General features: G+C 68.3%; 23 protein-coding genes. 12 read left to right on the top strand and 11 right to left on the bottom strand.

All coding sequences use genetic code 11. The annotated features are described in order from the left end of the window. Positions 1–121: 121 nt before the first annotated feature. Entirely contained in the window at positions 122–1,045 is a 924-nt protein-coding gene (gene nudC / locus E0H50_RS05675) for an NAD(+) diphosphatase (protein WP_238150793.1), read from the bottom strand. 39 nt (positions 1,046–1,084) lie between these two features. Here nudC and deoD point away from each other — a divergent pair, with 39 nt between their 5' ends. Both deoD and E0H50_RS05685 read left to right on the top strand, forming a co-directional pair. Beyond that, positions 1,085–1,798: a purine-nucleoside phosphorylase gene (gene deoD / locus E0H50_RS05680; RefSeq protein ID WP_131285501.1), complete on the top strand. Its 714-nt coding sequence runs from the start codon at positions 1,085–1,087 to the stop codon at positions 1,796–1,798. A 152-nt stretch (positions 1,799–1,950) separates the two neighbouring features. Next, positions 1,951–2,331, top strand: coding sequence for a hypothetical protein (locus E0H50_RS05685; RefSeq protein WP_131285502.1), 381 nt, complete (start codon positions 1,951–1,953; stop codon positions 2,329–2,331). Here the strand turns inward: E0H50_RS05685 and E0H50_RS05690 are convergent. Next, positions 2,319–2,858, bottom strand: a complete 540-nt coding sequence (locus tag E0H50_RS05690) for a hypothetical protein (protein WP_238150794.1) — start codon at positions 2,856–2,858, stop codon at positions 2,319–2,321. The two genes, E0H50_RS05685 and E0H50_RS05690, sit on opposite strands and share 13 nt — an antisense overlap. 21 nt (positions 2,859–2,879) lie before the next feature. After that, a complete protein-coding gene (locus E0H50_RS05695) occupies positions 2,880–3,509 on the bottom strand; it encodes a TetR/AcrR family transcriptional regulator (protein WP_131285503.1) in 630 nt (209 codons plus the stop codon). A gap of 179 nt (positions 3,510–3,688) precedes the next feature. On the opposite strand from E0H50_RS05695, the gene E0H50_RS05700 reads away from it, so the two are divergent. From E0H50_RS05700 to E0H50_RS05710, 3 genes are read left to right on the top strand one after another with little or no spacing between them, the layout of a single operon-like run. Further along, positions 3,689–4,495: an SDR family NAD(P)-dependent oxidoreductase gene (locus tag E0H50_RS05700; RefSeq protein WP_131285504.1), complete on the top strand. Its 807-nt coding sequence runs from the start codon at positions 3,689–3,691 to the stop codon at positions 4,493–4,495. Then, entirely contained in the window at positions 4,495–5,616 is a 1,122-nt protein-coding gene (locus E0H50_RS05705) for a DUF5938 domain-containing protein (RefSeq protein ID WP_131285505.1), read from the top strand. Before E0H50_RS05700 ends, E0H50_RS05705 begins: the two co-directional genes overlap by 1 nt. A gap of 10 nt (positions 5,617–5,626) precedes the next feature. After that, complete coding sequence (locus tag E0H50_RS05710) at positions 5,627–7,192, top strand: acyl-CoA synthetase (protein WP_131285506.1); 1,566 nt, start codon at positions 5,627–5,629, stop codon at positions 7,190–7,192. Here E0H50_RS05710 and E0H50_RS05715 read toward each other — a convergent pair. Beyond that, positions 7,178–7,849 (bottom strand): GOLPH3/VPS74 family protein, encoded by a 672-nt coding sequence (locus E0H50_RS05715; protein ID WP_131285507.1) that lies wholly within the window; start codon positions 7,847–7,849, stop codon positions 7,178–7,180. The two genes, E0H50_RS05710 and E0H50_RS05715, sit on opposite strands and share 15 nt — an antisense overlap. A gap of 138 nt (positions 7,850–7,987) precedes the next feature. Here E0H50_RS05715 and E0H50_RS05720 point away from each other — a divergent pair, with 138 nt between their 5' ends. The 5 genes from E0H50_RS05720 (at position 7,988) to E0H50_RS05740 (ending at position 12,354) form a co-directional block, all read left to right on the top strand. Then, a complete protein-coding gene (locus E0H50_RS05720; protein WP_131285508.1) occupies positions 7,988–8,584 on the top strand; it encodes a GNAT family N-acetyltransferase in 597 nt (198 codons plus the stop codon). Continuing rightward, positions 8,584–10,278 (top strand): IucA/IucC family protein, encoded by a 1,695-nt coding sequence (locus E0H50_RS05725; RefSeq protein WP_131285509.1) that lies wholly within the window; start codon positions 8,584–8,586, stop codon positions 10,276–10,278. The genes E0H50_RS05720 and E0H50_RS05725 overlap by 1 nt, the downstream gene beginning before the upstream one ends. A 308-nt stretch (positions 10,279–10,586) precedes the next feature. Continuing rightward, the gene (locus tag E0H50_RS05730) at positions 10,587–11,090 is read left to right on the top strand and encodes a Uma2 family endonuclease (RefSeq protein WP_131285510.1); all 504 of its coding nucleotides are present in this window, start codon (positions 10,587–10,589) and stop codon (positions 11,088–11,090) included. A 106-nt stretch (positions 11,091–11,196) separates the two neighbouring features. After that, a complete protein-coding gene (locus E0H50_RS05735; RefSeq protein WP_131285511.1) occupies positions 11,197–11,754 on the top strand; it encodes a Uma2 family endonuclease in 558 nt (185 codons plus the stop codon). A gap of 69 nt (positions 11,755–11,823) precedes the next feature. Beyond that, positions 11,824–12,354 (top strand): Uma2 family endonuclease, encoded by a 531-nt coding sequence (locus tag E0H50_RS05740; protein WP_238150795.1) that lies wholly within the window; start codon positions 11,824–11,826, stop codon positions 12,352–12,354. Here the strand turns inward: E0H50_RS05740 and E0H50_RS05745 are convergent. The 5 genes from E0H50_RS05745 to E0H50_RS05765 form a co-directional block, all read right to left on the bottom strand. Continuing rightward, positions 12,335–15,490 carry an ATP-dependent DNA helicase gene (locus tag E0H50_RS05745; protein ID WP_238150796.1) on the bottom strand — a complete coding sequence of 1,052 codons (3,156 nt, stop codon included), beginning with the start codon at positions 15,488–15,490 and terminating at the stop codon, positions 12,335–12,337. The two genes, E0H50_RS05740 and E0H50_RS05745, sit on opposite strands and share 20 nt — an antisense overlap. Positions 15,491–15,555: 65 nt before the next feature. Beyond that, a complete protein-coding gene (locus tag E0H50_RS05750; RefSeq protein WP_131285513.1) occupies positions 15,556–18,774 on the bottom strand; it encodes an ATP-dependent helicase in 3,219 nt (1,072 codons plus the stop codon). Positions 18,775–19,086: 312 nt separating this feature from the next. Then, positions 19,087–19,383, bottom strand: coding sequence for an MGMT family protein (locus E0H50_RS05755; protein WP_131285514.1), 297 nt, complete (start codon positions 19,381–19,383; stop codon positions 19,087–19,089). A 10-nt stretch (positions 19,384–19,393) separates the two neighbouring features. Then, entirely contained in the window at positions 19,394–20,233 is an 840-nt protein-coding gene (locus E0H50_RS05760) for a TIGR03560 family F420-dependent LLM class oxidoreductase (protein WP_131285515.1), read from the bottom strand. Between the two features lie 59 nt (positions 20,234–20,292). Next, positions 20,293–20,559, bottom strand: a complete 267-nt coding sequence (locus E0H50_RS05765; protein ID WP_130383962.1) for a DUF2277 domain-containing protein — start codon at positions 20,557–20,559, stop codon at positions 20,293–20,295. 78 nt (positions 20,560–20,637) lie between these two features. Between E0H50_RS05765 and E0H50_RS05770 the strand changes: the two genes are divergently transcribed. Next, complete coding sequence (locus tag E0H50_RS05770; protein ID WP_165547007.1) at positions 20,638–21,279, top strand: TetR/AcrR family transcriptional regulator; 642 nt, start codon at positions 20,638–20,640, stop codon at positions 21,277–21,279. Further along, on the top strand, positions 21,276–22,064 hold the full coding sequence (locus tag E0H50_RS05775; protein WP_131285517.1) for a maleylpyruvate isomerase family mycothiol-dependent enzyme: 789 nt from the start codon (positions 21,276–21,278) through the stop codon (positions 22,062–22,064). The genes E0H50_RS05770 and E0H50_RS05775 overlap by 4 nt, the downstream gene beginning before the upstream one ends. 3 nt (positions 22,065–22,067) lie before the next feature. On the opposite strand, the gene moeZ is transcribed toward E0H50_RS05775, so the two are convergent. Beyond that, complete coding sequence (moeZ, locus tag E0H50_RS05780; protein WP_131285518.1) at positions 22,068–23,258, bottom strand: adenylyltransferase/sulfurtransferase MoeZ; 1,191 nt, start codon at positions 23,256–23,258, stop codon at positions 22,068–22,070. Between the two features lie 120 nt (positions 23,259–23,378). Beyond that, positions 23,379–26,129 (bottom strand): Calx-beta domain-containing protein, encoded by a 2,751-nt coding sequence (locus E0H50_RS05785; protein ID WP_238150797.1) that lies wholly within the window; start codon positions 26,127–26,129, stop codon positions 23,379–23,381. Positions 26,130–26,136 lie beyond the last annotated feature (7 nt).

Genomic DNA, 26,136 nt, shown 5'->3' on the forward strand with positions numbered 1-26,136 from the left:
CGGTAGCTCGGCGTGCGGGAGCGAAGGTCTCGATGCGGAGCATCGTGGCCTTCGCTCCCGTGCGGCGAGATGCCGTGCCGAGTGCCCCGCAGTAGGCGATGGGCCACCAGACAGGACCTCGTCACCAGCTCCCGGTGAGGCTCTCGCCGTACCAGCCTTCGATCAGGCGGCGGGAGATCGAGATCGCCCCCGGGAGGGCCATCGTGCCGGCTTCGACCAGCGCACGGAGGTCCTCCCGGGTGAACCACTTCGCCTCGGCGATCTCGTCCTGGTCCACGTCGATATCGAAGTTCGTCGCCTTCGCGTAGAACCCGAGCATCAGGCTCGCGGGCAGCGGCCACGGCTGGCTGCCCGCGTACTCGACCTCCGGCCCGACGATCACACCGGTCTCCTCGAGCACCTCACGCCGTACGGCGGCCTCCAGCGACTCACCGGGCTCCACGAAGCCGGCCAGCGTGGAGTACCGCCCCTCCGGCCAAGCCTCGTTGCGACCGAGCAGTGCCCGGTCCTGGTCGTCGGTGACCAGCACGATGATCGCCGGGTCGCTGCGCGGGAAGTGCGACAGCCCGCACGCTGGGCACCGGCGGACGTGACCGGCCTCTACTACCTCGGTGTGCTCGCCGCAGTTCGCGCAGTGCGTGTGAACGCCGTGCCAGTTGGACAGTCCGATCAGATGCACCGCGATGCCGGCCTCACGGTCGTTCAGCACGGCGCCGAGCTCGCGCAGTCCGCCGTACGACTCGTCGCCCTCACCGCTGACCAGTACGCCGAACACCGCGCGACCCTCCGCGGTCATCCCGGCCCCGGACTCGCGGTCGATGCCCAGGAAGACCCGGATCCCTTCCGGCGCCTCCGACGGCCGCACGAACCGCAGTGCGGAACGGTCGTCGACCACCTGGATCTTGTCGCCGGCCACGACCACCACCTGCGTTTCGGACGCGGCCCAGGCCTTCTCCAGCCAGTCGTCGTCACGGCGGCGGTCGGCGGCGCGGTCCAGAACGGACCGGGACAGAGCTAGCGAACCAGGAGCGATGGAGTAGGCCACATGCCTCAACATATCCCGCGCCCGTGAGAGCATCCCCGCATGAGTATTCACATCGCCGCCGAGAAGGGGCAGATCGCACCGCGGGTGCTGTTTCCGGGCGACCCGCTGCGGGCCAAGTGGATCGCGGAGACCTACCTGTCGGACGTGACCTGCTACACCGAGATCCGCAACATGTTCGGGTTCACCGGCACCTACAAGGGTGAGCGCATCTCCGTGCAGGGCTCCGGGATGGGCCAGGCGTCCGCCTCCATCTACGCGAACGAACTGTTCGAGGAGTACGACGTCCGGACGCTGATCCGGGTCGGGACGTGCGGCGCCCTGGTGGAGAGCGTCCGGGTCCGCGACGTGATCGTGGCGATGTCCGCGAGCACCGACTCGCAGATGAACCGGCTGCGCTTCCACGGCATCGACTACGCGCCGACCGCCGACTACCAGCTGCTCCGCGCCGCCGTGGACGCCGCCGAGGCGGCCGGGCTGAACGTGCACGTCGGCCAGGTGTTCTCCGGCGACCTGTTCTACAACGACCGCCCGGACCTGGTCTCGCGGACCGCGGAGTACGGCGTGCTCGGTATCGAGATGGAGGCCGCGGCGCTCTACACGCTGGCCGCGAAGTTCGGCCGCCGCGCACTCGGCATCATGACCGTGTCGGACCACCTGATCACGCACGAGGTGACGTCGGCGGAGGAGCGTCAGACGACGTTCTCCGAGATGATCACGATCGCCCTCGACGCAGCGATCGAGGTGCCGGTCTGAGCCGGACCAGGAGCGCGGCCGCCGCCATCGCCGCTCTCCTGCTGCTGGCCGCCTGCTCGTCGAACGAGCCTGCCGAGAACCCGGGGGCTCCGTCGTCCGCACCCACGCCTTCGTCGGCTCCCGAGACGCTGACGCCCGTCAAAGCGACCGCGGTGGTCGCCGGGCTGACCAGCGCAGGCTTCAAATGCGGTACTGACGAGGCATACGCCGCCTGTACGTCGGGAGCGGCCGTGGTGTCGATCCTGCTCGGCGACCACCCCCGGCCGCCGGTGGTGTCGGTGAACTCAACCGGGCCGGTCGACACCGCGTTCGCTGCGATCGCCGAGGTCCTGCCCAAGGCGCTCGAGATAGCGCACATCAGCCGGCCCGGAGACATCGTCACGTGGTACGGCGCGCAGAAGGACAAGCCGTCCGCCGAGATGACCGCCGGCGACTGGCTGGTGAGCTACGCGGCCGAAACCGACACCGAGGAGCCCGGCGTGCACCTGACGGTGACCGACAAGCTCTGCAAGACCGCATGTCAGGCGGAGTGAACCAACCGCTCCCCGAGCAACCGCTGGAAGGGCTCGACCAGCCCGGCCCGCGTCCGTAGATAGCGCCTGAGGGAACCGTCGTCGAGCACCAACTCGACGGCGGTTCCGCGCACCTCGCGGACCACCCGCGCCTGGTGCACCCGCACCGCCGGGACGAACTCCGGCTGCGGGACGATCTCCATCAGGTCGTCGGTGATCCCCTTGGCCTCCGCCCGCAGCCGCCGCCGAGCCAGCGCCCGCGTCGTCATCGTGGCAACTCCGAACAGGTCACCCAGGCGGTCCAACGCGACCAGGACCACCGCCGCGACCAGTGCGACCGCGGCGACGGCCAGGAGTGCGGTGCGCAAACCACTGAGACCGGCGTTCCCGGCCGGCCACGCCAGCACGAGCGCACCGGCCATGACAACCACGCACCACAGCGAGGGGTCCATCCGGCGCCCAAAGATCGGCGTCGCCGTCCACCCGTCCGCAGTGAACTCCAGATCGACCAGTCCGCCCGGTTCCGACCGGACCCGCTTCACAATCACGGGACGCAGCCTAGAACGTCCTCAGGTCGTGATGATGAGCTTCGGGAGAATCTGGCTGACGCGGCCGGCCAGGCGCTCCGGCGCTCCGGCCGGGTCACCGGCGTAGCCGACCACGGCCTGCTCGAAGAGACCGTCCATCAGCGCGTACGCCGTTGCCGCGTCGACAGCCGCCTCACCTCCGACCAGCTCGGCGTACCGGCTCAGAATGCGCCAGATCATCTCTTCCAGCAGCTGGTCGATCGCAATCACATCGGCGCGCAACTGCTCCTCGAACATGCTCTGCGCGCGCAGGTCGTACCACAGGCGGTGCATCGGTGTCTCTTCAACCAGAGTCTGGGTCATCTTCGCCAGGAAGCCCGCACCGAGCTCGTCCGCGGACGTCGCGGTCTCGACGACCTCGTCGTACCGGCGGGCGCACTTGGTCTTGTAGTAGCGCACGCAGTAGCTGATCAGGTCGATCTTGTCGCGGAAGTAGTAGTGCACGACGCCGTGCGTGAACTCGGAGTTGTTCGCGATCTCGCGCAGGCTGGTGCGCGCGTAGCCGAGCTCGCCGAGCGTCTTCAGCGCCGACTCCGCCAGCGCGACCCGGCGGCGCTCGATCTTGTCGATCCCGGAGACACGGGCAGGCCGCTCCTCAGCAGCGGACGCCACGGCAATCACCCACTCTCGTCCTCGGGACGGATCCGGTCGATGCGTCAGAGTACCCCGCCCCGGGCCAGGCGCGTCCCGGTGCGGGGAGATTTCTTGACAAGTGTCAAACAAAGTCTTGACGACTGTCAAAAGGCTGGCCAGAGTGTGAAACAACCCGAGCGAGCACGAAGGAGTGTCAGATGGGTTCACTCGATCTCTCCGGCCGCAAGGCCCTGGTCACCGGCGGCGCGCAGGGTCTCGGCGAGGGGATGGCGAAAGCCCTCGCCGCTGCCGGCGCCAAAGTCGTGATCAGCGATATCCAGAAGGACGTCGGCGCGGCGGTCGCCGACGCGCTCGACCAGGAGTACGGCGCGGGCAACGGCTTCGTCGCCCACGACGTCACCGACGACGGCGACTGGGAGAACGCGGTCGTCGCCGCGAACGACATCCTCGGCGGCCTCGACATCCTGGTGAACAACGCGGGCGTGGAGATCACCAGCCTGCTCACCGAGGTCACCGCGGACCAGATCCGCAAGATGCTCGACGTCAACGTCCTCGGCACCACGCTCGGCATCAAGTGGGGTCTGCGGACGATGCGCCCCGAGGGCCTGGCCGGCCAGGGCGGTGCGATCATCAATGTCGCGTCGGTCGCCGCCACCATCGCGTTCCCCGGCATCGCCGTGTACTCCGCGACCAAGTCGGCGGTCGACCGGCTGACCCGGGTCGCCGCGATGGAGTCCGGCAAGCTCGGGTACGGCGTCCGCGTCAACTGCATCTACCCGGGCCTGGTGCCGACCGCGATGGGCGCCGGCCTGGCGAACGACGTGGCCCAGCTCGGACTGTTCGAGTCGCCCGAGGCCGCGGTCGCCGCGGTGGTCGGACTGACCCCGGCCGGCCGGCTCGGCGAGGTCACGGACATGGCCGACGCGGTCGTCTTCCTCGCGTCCGACGAGTCCCGCTTCATCACCGGTATCGGCCTGCCTGTCGACGGCGGAATGGGGATGTGATGGCGAAGCCTGTCGTTGTCTACGGCGCCTCCGGCTACACGGGGCGGCTGGTGTGTGAATACCTACGGCAGTACCACGTGCCGTTTGTTGCGGCCGGGCGTGACGAGGCGAAGGTCAAGGCCTCTATGGACTCGCATGTCCCTGGCATCGAGACAGCCGACTACGAGGTCGCAGCAGTCGACCACGACGTCGCTGCTCTGACTGATCTGTTCAAAGGTGCCTCCGTTGTGCTGAACACGGTCGGCCCGTTCAGTGAGCTCGGTCCGGCGGCTGCAGAAGCAGCACTGGCAGCAGGTGCGCACTACACCGACACGACCGGTGAGCAGGACTGGCTGATGACCTGCGACGAGAAGTACGGTCCGCAGTTCGCCGAGGCCAACCTGGTGCTGGCCCCGGGGATCGCGCAGATGTACACGACCAGCGAGATCGCTGCGCAGCTGTGCCTCGAGCAGCCCGGTCTGGACACTCTGGACGTCGCCGTCTTCTGGGGCGGCAGTCCGACCATTGCCTCGACCCGCACGATTCTGGTGAACGCTGCGACGTCGAAGGCGCACTACCTGGAGAACAACCAGTACGCCGAGTTCCCCGAGCAGGGTCTGGTGCCGTTGGTGGTCCCCGGCCAGCACGAGCTCGCGCTGTCACTGCCCTGGGGTGGTATGTCGCACCCGGTGTGGTTCAAACGCGATCCCCGAGTCGCGAACTGCAAGGCACAGGGCGGTGTGTTCAACGCCGCGCTGATGAACGGGGTCCCGCAGATCGTTGCAGCGGCACTGGAAGCCACAAAGGACATGTCGCCCGAGGACCGCAACACCGCCCTGACCGAGACCGCTCGCCAGGTGATGAACGAGATGCCGCCACGGGAGAACCCACGCGTCAACAAGACGCTGGACTCGGTGCACGCTTCCGGACCGCTCGGACGGGCGCACTGTGTCATCCACGGCAACAGCAACTACCAGCAGACCGGTCTGCTCCAGGCGTACGCGGCGTACTCGCTGCTGCAGACGCCGCCGAAGCGGGTCGGTTTCGCGAGTGGCTGCCAGGCGTTCGGTCACCGTGAGCTGCTCGGAGTTCTGCGGAGCTTCGGGCTGGTGTCCGAGCCACAGCTCACGCTACAGAACTAGGGCAACGCCGATGCGACTGGTCGAGTACCTGGACAAGGGGGCGTCGCTGGCGCCGGACGCCCCCTGTCTGACCACGGACGGCGAGACGCTGACGTACGCCGACGTACAGCAGCTCTCGTACCGGATCGCGGGCGCGCTGGCGGCAACCGGCGTACAGCCCGGCGGCAAGGTGGCGATCCTGTCCGCGAACGATCCGGTGGCCTTCAGTTGCGTGTTCGGAATCAGCCGGGCCGGTGCGGTCTGGTGCCCGATCAACCCGCGCAACGAGGCCGCGGAGAACCGTGAACTGCTCGACCAGTTCGACTGCGAAGTACTGATCTACCAGGGGGCGTTCGCGCCTCTGGTGGACCGCATTCGGGACTCACTGCCGAAGGTCCACACGTTTGTGTGCCTCGACGGGGAGCCCTCCAGCTCCGGCCCGACCCCCCACCCCAGCGGCCGGAGCACTGTCGGCTGGGACGCGTTCTGCGGGGGCGCGTCCCAGCCGGCACCCGATCTGACCGACCCGCACGATCTCGCGATGATCGTCGGGACCGGTGGCACGACCGGGCGTCCCAAGGGAGTCATGCTCAGCAACGGCAACCTGGAGACGATGACGGCGCTCACGCTGATCGGGTACCCGTTCGGCGAGCGGCCGGTCTACCTGGCGCTGGCACCGCTGACACACGCGGCAGGTGTGCTGTGCTTCCCCGTGCTCGCGTCCGGCGGCGAGATCGTGATCATGCGAGCTCCCGACGTCCACGCGTTCCTGGAGCTGATACCGCGGCACGGGGTGACGCACACGTTCCTGCCGCCGACGCTGATCTACATGGTGCTGGCAGCGCCGGAGCTCGACTCCACGGACCTGTCCTCACTGAGGTGCTTCTGGTACGGCGCTGCGCCGATGTCGGTCGCCCGGCTCGAAGAGGCGCTGCAGCGGATCGGTCCCGTAATGGCGCAGCTGTTCGGGCAGACCGAGGCGCCGATGATGATCTCGATGTTGCCGCCCGCCGCACATTTCGATGCCGGCGGCAACGTCGCCCGGGGACGGCTGTCATCCGCGGGACGGCCGTCCCCGCTGGTCACGGTGGCGATCATGAGCGCCGACGGGACACTGCTCCCGCACGGTGAGCGCGGAGAGATCGTGGTGCGCGGGTCGCTGGTGATGCGGGGCTACTACCGCGACGCCGAGGCCACCGCAGCGGCTTCGGCGTACGGCTGGCACCACACCGGCGACATCGGCTACCTGGACGACGACAACTACCTCTACATCGTCGACCGCGCGAAGGACATGATCATCACCGGCGGCTTCAACGTGTACTCCACGGAGGTCGAGCAGGCGCTGATGGCGCACGCCGACGTACAGGACTGCGCGGTGATCGGTCTGCCGGACGAGAAGTGGGGCGAGCGGGTCGTCGCCGTCGTACAGCTCCAGCCGGGCAGTGCGGTCGAGCCGGACGAACTGATCGCGTTCGCGAAGGCTCGCATCGGCAGTGTGAAGGCACCGAAGGAGGTGCTCGTCTGGCCCGACCTGCCACGCTCCAAGGTCGGCAAGGTGGTCAAGCCGGAGATCAAGGCCCGGTTAGCTACTGCCTGATGCTCCTGCAGTCGACGCCACCACGATGGCGGCCGTGACGGCGGCCTGCATCTCGGTGACGGCCTTCTTCACCGCGGCGGCGGCCCAGTCCGAGTCGGCGATCTCCTTCGCACGCTGCTTCAGCGCCTTCTTGTCCACCGCATCCGTGATGACCTTCGGTACGACGTTCAGCGCACTCAGGAGCGCGATCAGCGCGGCGGTGCGCTCGTCCGGTGCCGTACCGACCTTCAGCACGCTCTCCAGCCTGGCCCGCACGTCCTGCTCGTGGCGCGCGTCCTTGGCCGGCCAGCGCGTCACCGGGAACAGTCCGAGTACCCTGCCCTCGTCCTGCTCCAGCACACCCCGCTCCGCGAGCCGTGTCAGCAGCTGGTTGCGCAGCCGCTTCGAGAGCGCACCGATCTGGTCCTTCGGCTTCTTGCCGGGCTTGTTGACCACGTACGCGAGGCGCTCGTCCAGGATCGGGTCCCCGGTCGGTGCGCCGTCCAGGACCTGCAGACGGCCCGTCTTGCCGTCGATGGTGATGTCGAGCTTCCGGTTCAGCGTCAGCTCGATCAGCACCGCGCCGGCCAGCGCGTAGTCCAGGCCTGGCGACCCGGCGACGGGCTTGCCGGTCTCGTCGTCGTACAGGAGCAGCAGCAGGTCCTCGGCGATCAACATGTCACCAACGTAGGCAGGATGTGCGGTTCGGCACATCCGCCGCGCGGGCTACTTCACGGGTCCGCCCTGGGATGGTTGGATCAGTCAAGGTAAGGTAAGCCTTAGCTTACACGCCCGCCCAGCCTGGGAGCATCCGCCATGACCCGAGCACTGCCCGAGCCGACGTACCGGCGCTTCGTCGCCGGCCTCGGCGCCCTCAGCCTCCGGCCGTTCGACCTCGCCGAGGACGTGACCACCCTGCACAGCTGGGTCACCCAGCCGTACGCGCGGTACTGGGGCCTGCTGACCGCGTCCGTCGCCGACGTGCACGCGGAGTACCTCCGGATCGCCTCGACGGCGCACCACCGCGCGTTCCTCGGTGAGCACGACGGCCGGCCGGCGTTCCTGATGGAGCGCTACGACCCGGCGTACGACGCGGTCGGCCGGACGTACGACGTGGCGCCGGGCGACGTCGGCATGCACGTCCTGGTCGGGCCGCCGACTGGGCCGACAGGGCCGATTCCTGGATTCACCGGGGCGGTGTTCGAGACGATCATGGACTGCCTGTTCAGCGATCCGCTGGTCGACCGGGTGGTGGTCGAACCCGACGTACGGAACGAGAAGATCCAGGCGCTCAACGAGCGGATGGGATTCCGCAAGCACAGCATCGTGACCTTGCCGGACAAGCAGGCGTGGTTGAGCTTCTGCACCCGCGACCAGTACGCCGACGCACACCGAATGCACGAGGCGGGCTGATGGATTCCTGGGCAACGGTCAACCAGGCGCTGGTCCGGAAAGCGCTGGCGGAGTTCACCCACGAGCGCATTCTCGAACCTGTTGCTGACGGCAAGAGGTTTGTTTTCGGCCGGTACAGTTTCGCAGCGCAGCGTTATCCCTTGAATCACTGGGATGTCTCGGACGTCGTGCGCGACGACGGAGAGCCGGTCGATGCACTGGAATTCGTCACCGAGTTCCACGAGCAGCTCGGGATCGGGCGCGAAATGCTGCCTGTGTACCTGGAGGAGATCAGCAGCACGCTGGCGTCGGCGGCGTACAAACTGTCGAAGCCGGACCTGACAGCCACCGACCTGGTGACCGCGGACTTCCAGACCATCGAGGCCGGGATGACCGAGGGGCATCCGTGTTTCGTCGCGAACAACGGGCGGCTCGGGTTCGGCCTCACGGACTATCTGGCCTACGCGCCGGAGACCGGTGCGGGCGTGCAGCTGACCTGGATCGCGACCCGGCGGGACCGGACCACCGTCTCCTGCAGTTCCTCCGTGGCGTTCGACGAGTTGATGCGATCCGAATTGGGGGACGACACCCTCGCGCGATTCGCCGCGGTCGCCGATCCGGCGGAGTACGTGTACCTGCCGGTGCATCCGTGGCAGTGGGACAACAAGACGTCGATCACGTTCGCCGCCGATATCGCTCAACGGCACATCATTCATCTCGGGTCGACCGACGACGTTTATCAACCGCAGCAGTCGATCCGGACGTTCTTCAACCGGTCCGAGCCGTCGCGGTGTTATGTGAAGACGGCGTTGTCGGTGCTGAACATGGGATTCATGCGCGGGCTGTCACCGACGTACATGGCCGCGACGCCGGCGATCAACGACTGGGTGCATTCCGTCGTCTCGAACGACCTTGTTCTCAAGCGGTACGGGTTCACCGTGCTGCGCGAGATCGCAGCGGCCGGGTACCACAACCGCTACTACGAGAACGCGACCGACAAGACCTCGCCGTACCGGAAGATGCTGTCGGCGCTCTGGCGCGAGAGTCCGGTGCCGTCGCTGGAGCCCGGCGAGCGGCTGGCGACGATGGCGTCGCTGCTGCACGTCGACCGGCACGGCGCATCGGTGGCCGCCGCACTGGTCCGGGCCTCCGGTCTGGCGCCCGCGGACTGGTTGCGCGCGTACGTCGACGCGTACCTGATCCCGTTGCTGCACAGCTTCTACGCGTACGAGCTGGTGTTCATGCCGCACGGCGAGAACCTCATCCTGGTACTGCGGGACGCCATCCCGATCCGAGTGATCATGAAGGACATCGCCGAGGAGATCGCCGTCCTGAGCCCGTCGACGCCTCTGCCGCCCGAGGCGGAACGGGTGCGGGCCGACGTACCGGACGACGAGAAGCTGCTGTCGATCTTCACCGACGTCTTCGACTGCATCTTCCGGTTCCTGTCGCCGCTGCTGGATCGTGAGGGGCTGCTGACGCCTGCGGAGTTCTGGTCGGTGGTGGCGTCGTCCATCCGCGACTACCAGGCGGCGACACCGGAACTGGCCGAGGCGTTCGCGAAGTACGACGTCTTCGCGCCGTCCTTCGCCCTGTCCTGCCTGAACCGCCTCCAACTCCGCAACAACCAGCAAATGGTCGACCTCACCGACGTGGCCGGGTCGTTGCAGTTCGTCGGCACCCTGGACAACCCACTGATCCACCCACCCAGCTGACCCACCTGCGCCTGCCCAGCCCACAACGGGTTATCCGGCTCTTCTGTCCGATGTGTGGGCGGTGATCAGCCAGTTCCGGGGCCGTGCGACAGGTAATCGTGGGTCGGAACCTGGTATTACCTGTCCCCAGCCACCAGCGCCCATCCCCACTCCCCACCGCCTGTCCCCACCCCCCACCATCGCCCCCGCCGTCGCCCTGCTACCCGTCGAAACCGCGCCGCTGCAGGAGCGCCGGCTGGGGCCGCGGAAGCTGGAGGGGCTGTGGATAACTTTGGCGGGGGTACGGCGGTCTGCGGCACGCTGGTGTGGTGCGTACAGCAGAAGCCACCCGGGACGGCCGTCGCTACGAGATCGTCGACGGCCGCTTGCTCATCACCGGCCCGCAGCCACCCGCCCACCACGCCGCCGTGATCGCCCTCATGGTGCTGCTGAAACACGCCTGCCCGCCCGACCTCCTGGTCGCGGTCAACTCCCTCGCCTACCGTCCCAACCTCACCACGACGCTCCGCCCCGACCTCCTGGTCTGCCACCGCACCGACGCCGGCCCGCACGTCCTCACAACCCCACCCATCCTGGCCGTAGAAGTCCTCTCCCCCACAACCCGAACCACCGACGTAGTCCTCAAACGCACCGTCTACGAAACCCACCAGATCCCGTCCTACTGGCTCCTGGACCCCACCACCCAAGAACTAACCATCCTCGCCCTGACCCCCACCGGCTACACCTGCCTAGCAGTCCTCCAGGCCGAAGAAACCTTCCACACCACCCACCCGTTCCCAGTGACCCTCACCCCCGCAAACCTCACCAAATGACCCGATCCCCGGGGAATCCAAGGGCATCCAGGGGCAGATCACCGAAACGGCACAAACCACAGGCCGCGCGCCGTCATCCTGGTCGAGTGACCGACAAGGAGGCACCATGGGATTCGTGGACATCACGCAGGCGACGCTCACACTCGCGCAGTTCGACGCACTACCCGACGACGGGATGCGGCACGAGTTGCTTGACGGACGGCTGCTGGTGACACCAGGCCCGAAAGAGGAACACCAGCGGGCCGCAGGTGTCTGCTACGGGCGGCTGCTGAGGGCGTGCCCGGACGATATGGAGGCGTTCTTCGCACCGTTCGACTTCCGGCCGAACGACCGGACCAGCCTGCAGCCAGACCTCATGATCTTCCGCTACGAGGACGACGACCAGGGCCAGGAGCAGCGCACGTTGATCCTCGCCGTCGAGGTTCTGTCGCCTTCCAACCGGTCGACAGACCTGATCAAGAAGCGGCACGCATACGAGAAGGCGGGCGTCGCCTCGTACTGGATCCTCGACCCACTCGTGTCCGTCCTGACAGTGCTCGAGCTCGTGGACGGGTGCTACGTCGAGCGAACGTTCAAGGACGACGAGGTCTTCGAGGCAGAGTCTCCGTTCCCTGTGCGGATCGTTCCGGCCGAGCTGACCCGACGCGCCAACGGATCAGCCTGATCGGGGCAACCTGGGGCAGATGATCATCTGCCCTCCCCCGACTTGGGCTGTTGGGCTCACAGTCGGAGCATGAGTTCGATCAAACCACGTGATCTGCCGGCCGACCTCGACGCAGCATCCGGCAAGGGACTGCGCCACGAAGTCGTGGACGGGCTGTTGATCGTGAGTTACCCGCCGTCGTCCGTTCATCAGCAAGCGCTCGACAACCTGTTCGCCCAGTTGACGGGTCCCTGTCCGGAGCACCTTGAGGTCCTGCGGGAGCCGACGGACTTCCGGCCGAGCGACCAGCGACGGTTGCTGCCAGATCTGTTGGTGGTGCCGTCCGAGGAGAGCACCTCACGCAGGGTCGCCCAAGTCGCGCTCGTCGTCGAGGTCATTCAGCCGACGACGCGCATGGTGGATCAGCTCCTGAAACGTGCGCTGTACGAAGAGACAGGCGTGCCCGCCTACTGGATGCTCGACGCCGAGGAGATGACGCTGACTGTGCTCGAGATGGAGGGCGGGCGGTATGTCGAGCGGGCGGTGGTCGGCGAAGGTGGCGTGTTTGAGGCAGAGGTGCCTTTTCCTGTGCGGGTTGGGGTCAGCCGTTCAAGAGGGTAGTGAGTTGTTGTTTGTCGGGGAGGTTTTCGGGGCGGATGATGTCGCCGTTTCTGACGTAGTAGAAGGCTGCTGTGACCTGGTGGAGGGGGATGTTCATGAGTTCGGACCAGGCGACTCGGTAGATGGCCAACTGGAGGGGGTCGGCGGTTTCGCCTCGAGTGGTTTTCCAGTCGATGACGTCGTAGCCGCGGGAGCCGTCGGGGCGGACGATCTGGTAGACAGCGTCGATGCGGCCGCGGACGACCCGGCCGTCGAGGGCGAGGGCGAACGGGGCCTCGATCTCGTACGGCGTGGTGTCGCCGAAGGGGCCGTCGCGGAACGCGTCCATCAGGTCGGTGAGGTCGGTGTCGTCGACGATGTCCTCGTCCGCGGCGCCGGGGAGATCGTCCGGGTCGAGCAGCAGTTGCTGGCCGAAGTAGCTCTCCACCCACGCGTGGAACCTGGTCCCGAACCGCGCGGCCCGGTTGGGTTTGCGCGGCATCGGGCGGGCCAGCTCAGCGGCCAGGCCGTCCGGGTCCTTCGCCAGCCGCATCAGCTGCGTCGCGGACAGTGCGGCCGGCAGCGCCACGTCGTACGCCTTCCGGCTCCGGCTTTCTCTTGCCTCGGACAACAATCGCTCGAGTTCCGAGTCCCAGCGCGCGACCGTCGCCTGCTCGTCGAGCAGCAGCGACTCCTCCGCCTCGACCGACGGACCTTCCGCGCGCGACTGCTGCACCAGAGCCGCCGATTCCAGCCGTCGCTGGAACGAGTCCACGTCGTACGGCGTCGGCCACGGCGCCTGCGTCTGCTCGGCGAGCTCCGGGTTCTCCGCCGTCAGCTCCGGCTGCTCCGCCCACTCGATTACCCGCTCGCCGGCGTGCTTCTTCAGCACCGAGAGGTACGTCGAGGGCCCGCGCGGGCGCTTCTGTGTCGGACCCCACCAGTGCCCGGTCGCGACCAGCAGCTCCTTCGCTCGCGTGAACGCGACGTACCCGAGCCGCCGCTCCTCCAGCGCGTTCACGTCCTTGCACTCGTCCGCGAACGCCTTCAGCCCGGCGTTCGACAGGTCGTGGATGTCCGGCAGCGTGTCCGCGTCACCGCGCAACGGCCACGGGAGCACCTTTGCGTTCGTGGTCCACTTGTCCCGCCCGCGGTCCGACGGGAACACCTTCGAGACCAGGGTCGGCACGAAGACGACCGGCCACTCCAGGCCCTTCGACCGGTGCGTGGTGAGCAGCTTCACCGAGTCGGCTTCACTCGGTACGGCGAGATCGAGGCCGGCGGCGTACTCCTCCTCGGCCGCGAGGTACGCGAGCAGACCGTCCAGCGATCCGTCCGACTCGGTCGACACGAAGTTGCCCACGGCATCCAGGAACGCGGCGAGGTGATCGCGACGCCCGGCGTCGACGTGATCGGGGGTCGCGGTCAGCTCGACGTCGAGGCCGATCGTGCTGATCACCCGGCGAACCAGATCGAGCAGCGGCTCGCTCGCATGCGCGCGCAGCTCGCGAAGCTCGATCGACAGCTCCTTGAAGCGCGTCAGTGCCTCCGGGGCGTACGCCGAGGGACCCGGATCGTCGACTGCCTCGGCGAGCGAGATGACCTCGGTCGAATCCATCCCGGCAACGGCCGCGTCGAGGGCGGCGACCAGGTCGTCCGCGGCCGGGCGTTCACCCGCGTCAGCCAAAAAGCGGGCCCGGTTGGCGAGTAGCGCCAGGTCGCGGTGACCGATCCGGTACCGCGGACCGGTGAGGATCCGCAGCATCGCCGCGTTCGCGGTCAGGTCGTTGACGGCTTGCAGGGTCGCGACCACGTCGACGACCTCGGGGAGCGCCAGCAGACCGCCGAGGCCGACGACCTCGACCGGGACCTTCCGCGCGATCAGCGCCTCGTGCACCGCGCTGAGGTCGACGTTCGTCCGCATCAGGATGCCGATGTCCTTCCAGCGGCGGTTCCGGGTGCGGTGCGCGGCGACGATCGCGTCGGCGACCCACTCGATCTCCTGTGAGCGGGTCTCGAACAACCCGACCGTGATCGCGCCCTCCGGCGCGTTCGCCGGGGCCTCGAGCGGGATCACACCGGGGTGCTGTTCGTACAGCTCGGCGGCGTGTTGGTTGGCGGCCGCGAGAATGCGGCTGCCGCAGCGACGGTTGACGCTCAGCACATACCGCTGCGCCGGCGACCCGTCTGCCTGTGGGAAGTGCGAAGGGAACTCGTCGAGGTTCGCGACGGAGGCACCGCGCCAGCCGTAGATCGCCTGGCACGGGTCGCCGACCGCGGTGACCGGATGGCCGCGTCCGTCGCCGGCGGCGAACAATGCGGTGAGCATCCGGCGCTGCGAGACGGAGGTGTCCTGGTACTCGTCGAGCAACACGACCTTGTACCGCGCGCGCTCGACAGCAGCCACCTCCGGGCACTCCTCGGCCAGCCGCGCGCCGAGCGCCATCTGGTCGGCGAAGTCGACGACGCCGCGCTCCCCCTTGTACGCCTGGTACTCCTCGACGAGCTGCAGGATCTCCCCGCGCTTCAACGCGGTCTCCGCGAGCTTGCGAACCTCCACCGTCTGCTTGCGCGCCGCCGCGACCTCCTGCCGTACGGCCTCGTCGTGGTCGCGGATGTCGTCGGGACGGAGCAGATGATCCGCGAGCTCGCCGTCGAGCGCGAGCAGGCTGTTGACGAGGGTCGGCACGTGATGCGAGGCGAAACGGATCGGCCCGGCGGACCGCCGTACGACGCGACCTGCCAGCTGGAATCGGGTGGCGTCGGCGAGCACCCGGGAGTCGGGCTCGAGGCCGAGCCGGAGGCCGTGCTCCGCGATCAACGTGCCGGCGAACGCGTGGTACGTCGACACGACCGGCTCGCCCGGCTCCTCGGACTCCCAGTTCGGGATGTTGCTGCGCAGGTGCGCCGCCAGAATCGGGTGCTGGTCCTTCGGCAAGGTCGATCCGAGTACGCCGGCCTTCGTCAGGTCCTCGCGGATCCGTACGTCGAGCTCGTTCGCCGCCTTCTTGGTGAACGTCAGCCCGAGCACTTCCTCCGGCTTCACCTGCCCCGTGCAGATCAGCCACACGACCCGGGCCGCCATCGCCGTCGTCTTCCCCGACCCGGCGCCCGCGACAATCACGCCCGGCGCCAAGGGAGCTGTGATAGCGGCCAACTGCTGATCCGAGAACGGAATCCCCAACAAATCACACAACTCGGCTGTGGTCCGCAGCTGAACCATCAGACGATCTCCCGGCCTTCAGGCTGGATGGGGCAGAGTGCGCGGGCTTCGCAGCGGTTGCAGCCGTCGTTGCGTTGCGCGGTGAACTGCTCGGTGCGAATCATCGACTCGGCGTCGTCGACCGCGTCGTCGAGCCAGGTCCGACCGTCCTCATCGGTCTCCAAGGGCCCCTGGTGCTGGACCTTCGGGAAACCGCCGTTGTCGTCGTGGCGCAGCTGGACGAGCTCGGCCCCGCCGGCGACCGCCTCCTCGCCGAGCTTCTTCAGCTGCCGCGAGTTGATCGCGCGCTGGTAGATCGCCAGCTGCACGTGCCGCTCCAGCGCCGGCTTGGTCGGAATGTTCCGCCCGGTCTTCAGATCGACAACCCGGACCGTACCTTCGGGATCCGTTTCGACGCGGTCCATCCGGCCCTTCACGCGGACCGCCGGGTGCTCCTCGTCCGGCAGCAGTACGTCGAAGTCGACCTCGGTCCCCACCAACGTCCGGTCCGGCCGCCCCTGGTGCCACGCGACGAACCGCCGCAACGCCTGCTCCGCCTCGACCCGATCCCGGTCCGAGATCCACGCGGACTCGAACTCGAGTTGCGTCCACACCTTGTCCAGCCACCCGTTCAGCTCGTCGACCGACGGCGGCAGCGTCCCGGTCGCGACCGCATCGGCCAGCGTGTGCAGCACCATCCCGAAGCCGATCGCCGACGTACTCGGCGTCTCCCCGCCGGCCCGCCTGGTCAGGAACCAGCGCAACGGACAGTCCACGATCGTCGTCAGCGCACTGCCCGACAAAGGGACGGGCTGCGCGGGGTCCGCGATCGGCCGCACCGACTCGGTCCGCTCCCGCACACCCCACCACCGCGACGGATCGGCCGTCGGCACCAACGCCTGTTCGCGATCGTCGACGGCGTCCGCGAGCTGCGCCAACCGGTCCGCCGCGACCCGCTTCAACGCCGGCGACGACGACGGATCCGCCAGCACGCAGCGCAGATCCGCCACCAGGCCCGGCAACGACAGCGGCCGCCGCGGCCGCCCGGCGACCAGCTTCAAAGGAATGTCCAGCTCGGCCAGGAATCGGGACGGTTGGTCCCCGTCGGCCTCAGGTGCCTGGACGGCGGTCACGATCAACCGCTCGCGCGCACGGGTGATCGCGACGTAGAACAACCGTCTCTCCTCGGCCAGCAACGCGCCCGCCGACAACGGATCGATCAACCCGTCGGTCCCCAACCGGTCCGGCTCCAGCAATGACCCGCGCCGCCGCAGATCCGGCCACTGCCCCTCCTGCACCGAAGCGACGACGACGAGCCGCCACTGCAGGCCCTTCGACCGGTGCGCCGTCATCAGCTGTACGCCGGCCTCGCGGTACGTCCCGTCGAACCGGTTGTCACCCGCAATGTCCAGCGACTCCAACTCCGACAGGAACGCCGAAACCCCCTTGAACCCGACCTGCTCCTCCGCCCGGCCGGCCGCATCGAACAACGCGCACAACGAGTCCAGATCCCGGTTCGCGGTCCGTGCGGTCTCACCACCCGACGTGGCCTGTCCGCGGAGCCGCCGCAACCACGGCGACTCCGACCACAGCGACCACATCACCTCGTCCGGCGCCGCGCCCGCGGTCACGATGTTCCTTGCCTTGAGCAACCGCTCGCCGAGCGCCGCGAACCGCGCCTCGGCCGGCGAGGCCTCCTCGTCGAGCAGCAACGGGTTCAGCATCGCCTCCCGCAACAGCTCGTCCGACGACCGCGGCAACCGCTGCCCGCCCGCGGCATCCCGGTCGCGCCGGCGAAGCACCCGCGCCAGCCGCCGCAACTGCCCCGCGTCCATCGCGCCCAGTGGCGACAGCGCCAACGCCCGTACGACATCGACGGTCAACGTCTCCGGGTCCGCGACGGCTCGCAACGCCAGCAACATCGGCCGTACGGCGGGCTCGCGCGACAACGGCAACTCGTCGCCCGCGACGTCCACCGGGATGCCGGCCGCCGCCAACGCCCGTCGCAACGGTGGAATCGATCTGCTTCCGGACCGAACGAGCACCGCCATCTCGCTCCACCCGATGCCGTCCTGGACGTGCGCGCGCCGCAACAGGTCCGCGATGTGCTCCAGCTCCGCGCCGCTCGTCGAGTACAGGTTCGCCTCGACCTTTCCCGGGCCGAAGACACACGACGAGGCATCCGGGTTCCGGAAGCGCTCGAACGTGTCCCGGTCCAGGGAGCCCGGTACGCCGAGGCGGTTGACGACGTTGCGCGACACGCGTTGCAGCGTGGTCCCGAAGCGTCGCGTCGTACCCAGAGCGATCTGGGCGGCCTCCGCGCCGTCGCGGGACCGGAACTCGTCGGTGAACCGCAGCAGCCCGCGCACGTCGGCGCCGCGGAACGTGTAGATCGACTGGTCCGGATCACCGACCACGACCAGGTCGCGACCGTCGCCCGCGATCGCCTGCAGCAGCTTCGTCTGGCCGGGATCGGTGTCCTGGTACTCGTCGACGAACACGGCTTTGAACTCGGTCCGCAGCTTCGCCTGCACCTGCGGCTGCTGCGCCAGGATCACCGCGCGATGAATCAGCTCGGAGTAGTCCAGCACCTGCTCGGCATCGAGGACCTGCAGGTACTCCTCGAAGAAGTCGCCGACCGCGACCCACTCGGCCCGCTCCGCCGACCGACCGATCGCGGACAGGTCCTCCGGGTCGAGACCCAACTGCCGCGCCTTGCCGATCACCGCCTGCACCTCGTCGGTGAACCCGCGCGTCTTCAACGCCGGGTGCAGACTGCGCGGCCAGTGCACCGCACCGACCTCGCGGCTCCCCGACAACGCCTCGCTCAGCCGCAGTGACTGCTCCGGCCCGGACGGCAGTCGCAGCGGTACGTCGAACGCGTCGGCCGGCGTGAACCGGCGCAGCAACGCGTAACAGAAGGAATGGAACGTCATCGACGGCATCACGCGCGTCGTCCGCCCGAGGCGACCGGTGATGCGATCCCGCAACTCGGTCGCGGCCTTCCGGCCGAACGTCAGCACGAGCACCTCGTCCGGGCTCAGCCCACGATTACGGACCCGGTCGACGACGGCCTCGACCAACGTCGTCGTCTTCCCGGTGCCCGGCCCCGCGAGCACCAGCAGCGGTCCGCCCGGGTGATCCACCACAGCCTGCTGGTCGGCATCGAGGACAGGGGCCTCCGCGCTCCGGCGCTCCTCCCGGACCAACCGGTACCGGGACCTCTGTCTGCTGACCACCGCCCTATCTCAACAGACCCCACCGACAAAACCTCACGGGCATCCCGCACATCCCACAGATCGTCGGTAACCGGACGGAACAGCATGGCCGACCGACAACCTTCCGCAGTTCCCACGCATCGAGTTCCACGCCGTCGGCCGGTCTGGGGTTTGGGGAGTTCTACTGATCGCTTCGGGAGGGTGGGGCTCCCCAGTCCGGGACGGGGAGAGCTGCGACAGGACGCGGTGGGCGAAGGCACGGTCCGCGGCCCCGGAGGTGTCTCCAGTCGCCGCATTGCCGCTTCACACGCGAGCAGCCTCGGACTGGACCATCTAGGGCTGTGGATTCCAGCGGAACTGGCGGAGATTCACGCGGCCGTTGGTGATTCGTACGCCGTCCGAGCGCAGCCGGTGCAGTTGCTCGTCGCCGACCTCGTCGGCCGGTACGCCGGACGCGCGGATCACCCGCCACCACGGCACACTCGCGCCGTACTCACGCATGATCGCCCCGACCTGCCGCGGTCCGCCCTGCCCGACGTACTCCGCGATGTCGCCGTACGTCGCGACGCTGCCCTCCGGGATCGACTCCACGGCCTGCAGTACGGCCTCGACGTACTCCTCCCTGTCCACGGGAGCCAATCTAGGCGAGTGGTGCGAGTGCCTTCGCGAGCGGCTCCAGCACGGACGGCGGCGCGTCCAGCGGGAGGTTCATGATCACCAGGTCGACACCCGCCTCGCCGTACGCCGCGGCCTCGGCGACTGCCTTGTCGAGCGGGCTGTCGGGGTCGATGCGGACGTTCACCGAGCAGGTGATCTCGTCGACGTCGCGGCCGACCTCTTCGCACCGCTGGACCAGGACGTCCTTGAGCGCCTTCCACTCCTGCGGGTTCGGGACGATGACGTTCCACTGCTGCGCCCACTTGGCGACCGCGCGGAGCGTCCGGTTCGGGCCCTTGCCGCCGATCGTGATCGGCGGGTGCGGGGTCTGCACCGGCTTCGGGTTGCAGTACGCGTCGGTCAGCTTGATGTACTTGCCGTCGAAGTTCGCGACCTTCTCGGTGAGCAGCGCGATCATCGCCTCGGTGCCCTCGTCGAACCGGTCGAAGCGCTCCTTCAGGCCGTACAGCTCGATGCCGTACGCCGCGGTCTCCATCTCGTTCCACCCGGCGCCGATCCCGAGCTCGAGGCGGCCGTTGCTGATGATGTCCGTGGTCGCCGCCATGTTCGCGAGCACGGCGGGATGCCGGTAGATCATCCCGGTCACCTGGCAGCCGAGCCGGATCCGGGACGTCGCCTGCGCCAGCGCCGCCAGCGTCGTCCAGGCCTCCAGGTTCGGCCCCTGCATGTCACCGCTGAGTGGGTAGAAGTGATCCCAGTGCCACGCCGACTCGAAGATCTCGAACTGATCCGCCGCGACCCACACGTCCCGCATCTGCTGCCAGGTCGTGTGCTCCGGCCTGGTCTTGACCCCGAACCGCATCCGCGCCTCCCTAGGGCAACCGTTTCCCGAAGGCAGACACTACTCCGCGCAGACGGGGCCTAGTCCAGGCCGAGGCGGGCGCGGACCTCGGGGCGGCGCAGGGGTGGCACGGTCTGGGGTGGGTTGCGGCGGGCCGGCATTTCCTCGAGGAGTTGCTCGGTGATGCGGGCGACCTCGGTGGCGGCGCGTTCGATCGGGGCGCGGGTCGTCGCGCTCAGGGAGCCGACTCCCGTCACCTTGCGGACGTACTGCAACGCGGCCGCGTAGATCTCCTCGGAGGTCGCGGACGGCTCGAGTCCCCGGAGCACGGTGATGTTTCTGCACATGCCACAAAACAGTACGCGGGACCACAGACAACCTACGAGGTATTGACATCCCTAATGCCATTAGGTTTTCCTCATGACATGAGTACCACTGCGCCGGACCGCCGGACCCGCCGTCGTCAGCAGACGATCGGAGAGATCCTCGACGTCGCCATCGAGCTGATGGAGGCCGAGGGGGTCGCGGCGCTCAGCCTGTCCGCCGTGGCCCGGCGGCTCGGCATGCAGCCGCCGTCGCTGTACCAGTACTTCCCGTCGAAGATGGCGATCTACGACGCGCTCTTCCAGCGCGGCGCCGAGCTGTTCCTGGCCGCGCAGCGGGAGGCTGTCGAGGCCGCAGCGACCGACGACGTCCTGGAGCTGCACCTGATCGGCACCACGGCGTACGCGCGCTGGAGCATGCAGAACCCGGTCTACTCGCAGCTGATGTTCTGGCGGACGATCCCCGGGTTCGAGCCGAGTCCGGAGGCGTACGCGCCGGCTCGGGAAGCGCTGGCCGCTGTGCGGGAGGGGCTGCAGGCGGCCGTGGACGCGGGCCGGCTGCACCCGGACGCTGCGAGCGAGGAGGGTCTCGCAGTGTTCACGTCGGTCACGGCCGGGGTGCTGTCGCAGCAGATGGCGAACGAGCCGGACGCTTCCTTCGAACAAGGACGGTTCAGCCGGCTGCTGCCCGTCGTACTCGAGATGTTCTACACGCACTACGCACCTGACAGGGGGAAAAGATGACCGCAGTACTCGCGGAACAGATCGGGCGGGCCGACCGGGTCCAGTGCCGGTCGCACCGGGACGCCGAGCTGACGGCGTGGCACGAGTTGCTCGCGTCGATCGAGGGGGACGAGTGGCAGCGCCGTACCGTCTGCGACGCGTGGGACGTCGCGGACATCGCCGGCCACCTGATCGGCCAGGCGGAGGACGTGAACAAGCCGTTCTCCTTCCCGCGCCGGTACCGCAAGGCGAAGCGGGTCTATCCCGACGTACTGCGGATCGACGCGCACATGATGGTGCAGGCCGACGAGCACCGCGGTACGCCGCCTGCGCAGCTGCGGACCACGTTCGACCAGGTGTGGGCCAAGGCGACCCGGAAGATCTCCACGGAACCCGCGCTGCTGCGGCGGGTGTCGATGACCATCGACGGATTCGAGTCCGTGAAGCTCAGCCTGGGCTACATCCACGACATCCTGCTGGCGCGGGACCTGTGGATGCACCGCGACGACGTGTCCCAGGCGCTCGGCCGCCGGTTCGACGCGGGACCGCACGCGACGGAGCTCGTCGCGCAGGTGATGTACGACGTCATCGACGGGCCGTGGTGGGGCGACCGGCCGACCGTAGAGGTGGAACTCACCGGACCGGGAGGCGGGGCCTACAAGTTCGGGAGGGGTGAGCCGGTGGGCCGCGCCTCCGTCGACGCGGTCACCTACATGCGAACCCTGTCCGGCCGCGACGATTCGCCTGAGGTCACAGGCGATCCGGCAGCCGCCGACGCGGTCGCCAGCTGCCGGATGCCGTTCTAGACCTCAGTAAGAAGGCTGACTGGGGTCGATCTGGTCGACCCAGGCGACGACGCCTCCGCCGACGTGGACCGCGTCGGAGAAGCCTGCGCCCTTGGCGATCGCGAGGACCTCGGCGGAGCGGACGCCGGACTTGCAGTGGAAGACCAACTGCTTGTCCTGCGGCAGCTTCTCGAGCGCGACGCCGGTCTGGAAGTCCGCCTTGGGGATCAGCACCGAGCCGGGGATCTTGTTGATCTCGTACTCGTTCGGCTCCCGGACGTCGATCAGCAGGAAGTCCTTCTCGCCGTTCTCCTGCAGCTTGATCCACTCCGACAGCTGCTTCACCGAGATGGTCGAGCCGACGGCCGCGTCGGCCGCCTCCTCGGTGATCGCGCCGCAGAAGCTTTCGTAGTCGATCAGCTCGGTGACGGTCGGGTTCTCGCCGCAGATGGCGCAGTTCGGGTCCTTGCGGACCTTCAGCGCGCGCCAGTTCAGGTCGAGGGCCTCGTAGATGTTCAGCCGGCCCAGCGACGGGTCGCCGATACCGGTGAGCAGCTTGATCGCCTCGGTGACCTGCGCGGCGCCGACGGACGCGCAGAGTACGCCGAGGACACCGCCCTCGGCGCAGGACGGAACCATGCCGGGCGGCGGGGGCTCCGGGTACAGGCAGCGGTAGCACGGCCCGTGCTCGGCCCAGAACACGCTGACCTGGCCGTCGAAGCGGAAGATCGAGCCCCAGACGTACGGCTTGCCGAGCAGCACCGCGGCGTCGTTGACCAGGTAGCGGGTGGCGAAGTTGTCGGTGCCGTCGACGATCAGGTCGTACTGCTCGAAGATCTCGAACACGTTGTCGTTGTCGAGGCGCACCTCGTGCAGGACGACGTTCGTGTTCGGGTTGGTCTCGAGGATCGAGTCCTTGGCCGACTGCGCCTTCGACTTCCCGACGTCGGACTGGCCGTGGATGATCTGGCGCTGCAGGTTGGACTCGTCGACGGTGTCGAACTCGACGATGCCGAGGGTGCCGACCCCGGCGGCGGCCAGGTAGAGCAGGGCGGGGCTGCCGAGACCGCCGGCGCCGATCACGAGCACCTTGGCGTTCTTCAGCCGCTTCTGCCCGGCCATCCCGACCTCGGGGATGATCAGGTGCCGCGAATACCGCCGCACCTCGTCAATCGTCAGCTCGTCGGCCGGTTCGACCAGCGGTGGCAGTGACACGTGTCGGCTCCTCAGGAAGACGTCGGACGGGATCTCCGGTTTTCAACCATCTGTCCCTCCCCCATGTTCCCGCACTATCCCAACCACCCCCGCCGGAGTCCACATCCCGGTCCTCGCGTCTCAGTCGCCGGCGGCGATCGTGGCGGTCACGGTCGCCGGGAGCTTCAGGACGGCGCCGTCGACCTGGTTGATCACCGCGCTGAAGGTCTCGGCGGGCTCCTTGAGCTTGTCGTCGAGGATCTTGACCTGGAGCTCACCGGTGGTCTTACCGGGTTCGACGGACCCCTCGACGGTCCGGTCGGGCGTGCCGGTGCCGTCGTCGCTGACGCCGATGTAGTCCTTGCGGATCACCGCCGTACCGTCCTTCAGCACGCCGGAGAAGCTGACGTACTTGTCGCTCGGCGCGGACAGCTTGACCGGGAAGCTCACAACGCCGGCCTTCTCGGTGGCCTTCAGGTTGCCGACCGTCAGCGTCGGAGTCGGGTCGTCGTCGAGGACCAGACCGTGGCCGAACGACTCGTTCAGCAGCCCGTCCCGGGGCGCCGAGAGCACCAGGCTGAACGGTAGGTCGTAGCTGTCCCGGGTGTTCGCCGTGATCGGCACGGTCACCTTCTGCCGCACCTGTCCCGGTTTGAACACCAGCTGCCGCGCAACGTCCCCGACGGACTCCCCGAGCTCGCCATTCGTCTCGACGTACACACTGACCGGCCGGATACTCGGCCGCGACATGCGCACCCAGAAGTCCACCGCGTGCGTGCCCTTGTCTCCCTCCTTCACGGTGAGGCTGGACGCGGACAGCTTCGGCAGCAGCACCGCAGGTGCCGAGAACCCGACTCCGGGCGACGAGAAGCCCAGATCACTCACGTACGCCGAGCCGCTGGCGACCCTGTCCGTCCGCAGCTCCACAGCGCGCACGTCGCGGAGGTCCACGCCCTTCAGCGACGACACTGGGATGCGGACCGTCCGCAGCAGGTTCTTCGGCAGACCGACCTCGTTGTTGCCCGGCATCCGCACCAGCGCATCACTGACCGCAGACACCGGCACTGCTGCCGCCCGGCCATGCCCGTCGACGACCCGGACGCTCAGGTCGGTCTTGGGCGCACCAGCTGGGTCTGGTGCGGCGCGGAACGTCAGAGCCGCAAACCGCCGTACGTCACGCTGCCCAGCAGGTACGTCGACGCGTACGACCCCGTTGGTACCTGTCCACTTGAGCTTGGTGACCGCTGTGGTGGGCGTCTGAGCGGCGAACCACGCCGTGTCCCAGTGCGGCGCGTTGCCCCAGTCCTCGGTCTCCATACACGTAGGCACGCCCGACCGCCTGGCCGGACCGCTCACACCCGCGCACACGGTCGCTGACAGCTTGCCGCTGACCGCACCGGCCGGAAGCGCCTTGTCGAAGTGGTTCAGGTCCCGCCGCGACCCCAGGGGCGCCTGCGACACCACTCGTACGACGGCCTTCCCAGCAGACGCCGCCCGCGAGTCCGAACCATCGAACTGCGCCAGGAACCGGGTCTCGTGGCCCAACTGCAGCCGGAAGAACCCCGCGACGTACGCCGTCCCTACTGCCTGCTGCTGCTTCGCGGTCAATCGGCCCGCGTACTTCGCTCCGCACGGCGACTCCTTCTCGTCACCGAACCAGTCGTCGTTCGACGGAGCCACGGACTGACCAGGGGTCCACTCGGTGTTGAAGAAGTTGTGGTTGGCGCCCAGTACCGTGACGGTCGAGCGCGGAGCGGTGTCACCGCCCACGGAGTACCTGGTGTCGTCGTAGAACTTCTGGCCCTGCAGATCGGACACGTCACCGTCGCAGTACGGCAGGACGACGCTCATCGCCACACCGGGCACCGTGGCCCGGGCGAAGTCGGTGGGAGCCAGCGGAAGCACCGCACGGATGCCGAACTGACCGCCGCGGTCAGCGTTGAGCACAGCGGCCCGGGCGACGCCTTCACCACCCCGTGAGTGCCCCATCAGGCCTACGTTCTGCAGGTTCATCGTGCCGACGAAGCGGGTGCCGAACGGGCCGCCGCCGATCGTCGACCACTTCCGCCACAGTGCGAGGTGATCCAGGACCAGTTCGGCCCGCGCTTGTGCGCCGGCGTCGTACGCCTCGCTGTCCCAGCCGTTGATCGCGTTGGCGCTGATGGAGACGACCTGGTAGCCGTTGCTGGCCAGTGCGGTCGCGGGACCGTCGTACCCGCGGTAGCTGGGGATGGGCTTCATACCGGGCGGACACGGCCACGGCTTCTCGGTGTCGGACGGGTTCGTGGGCTCGCCGTAGCAGACCTCGTGGCGGCCGTGCAGGAAGAGCACCACCGGCCGCGGGCCCACCGCGCCACGGGGCGAGTACACCTTCCCGCGGAGCTCGGAGCGGTGTGCGAGACCTGGCAGGTAGACGGCCTCGTCACCGAGGTTGTACTCCGCGGTGTCGACCTTGTACTTGCCCAGCGCGCCGGGATCCGACGGCAGCAGCGGTCCACGCCGCGCCCTCAGCCATTCGGCGTCGGTCGGTCCGGCAGAGCCGATGCTCCGGTTCTGGCCGGCCTCCTTACCGAGGTCCCCGGACCAGACCAGGCGGACGTCGCGTGCTGTCAGCACGGCCGGATCGGTGCTGATCAGGGTCAGCGCCTTCCGGTCCGGCGACTGCTTCGCGACACCGAGCGGCTTGCCGTCGACCTCCAGCAGCGGCAGCGATGCGCGCATCGGTGCGGGTGCGTCGAGGTGCAGGGTGAGTTGATATCCGCGGGCACCAGGCCGGACGTCCCAATGGTTGCTCTGAGCAACAACCGGTGGTGCGGCGGTCGCGCTCAGCGGCCCCACACCAAGGAGTACGGCGATCCCCAACGACAGATTTCGGGCGGTTCTGCCAATCACGCGCCCA

It is taken from the genome of Kribbella sindirgiensis (assembly GCF_004331435.1).
GTDB lineage: Bacteria > Actinomycetota > Actinomycetes > Propionibacteriales > Kribbellaceae > Kribbella > Kribbella sindirgiensis.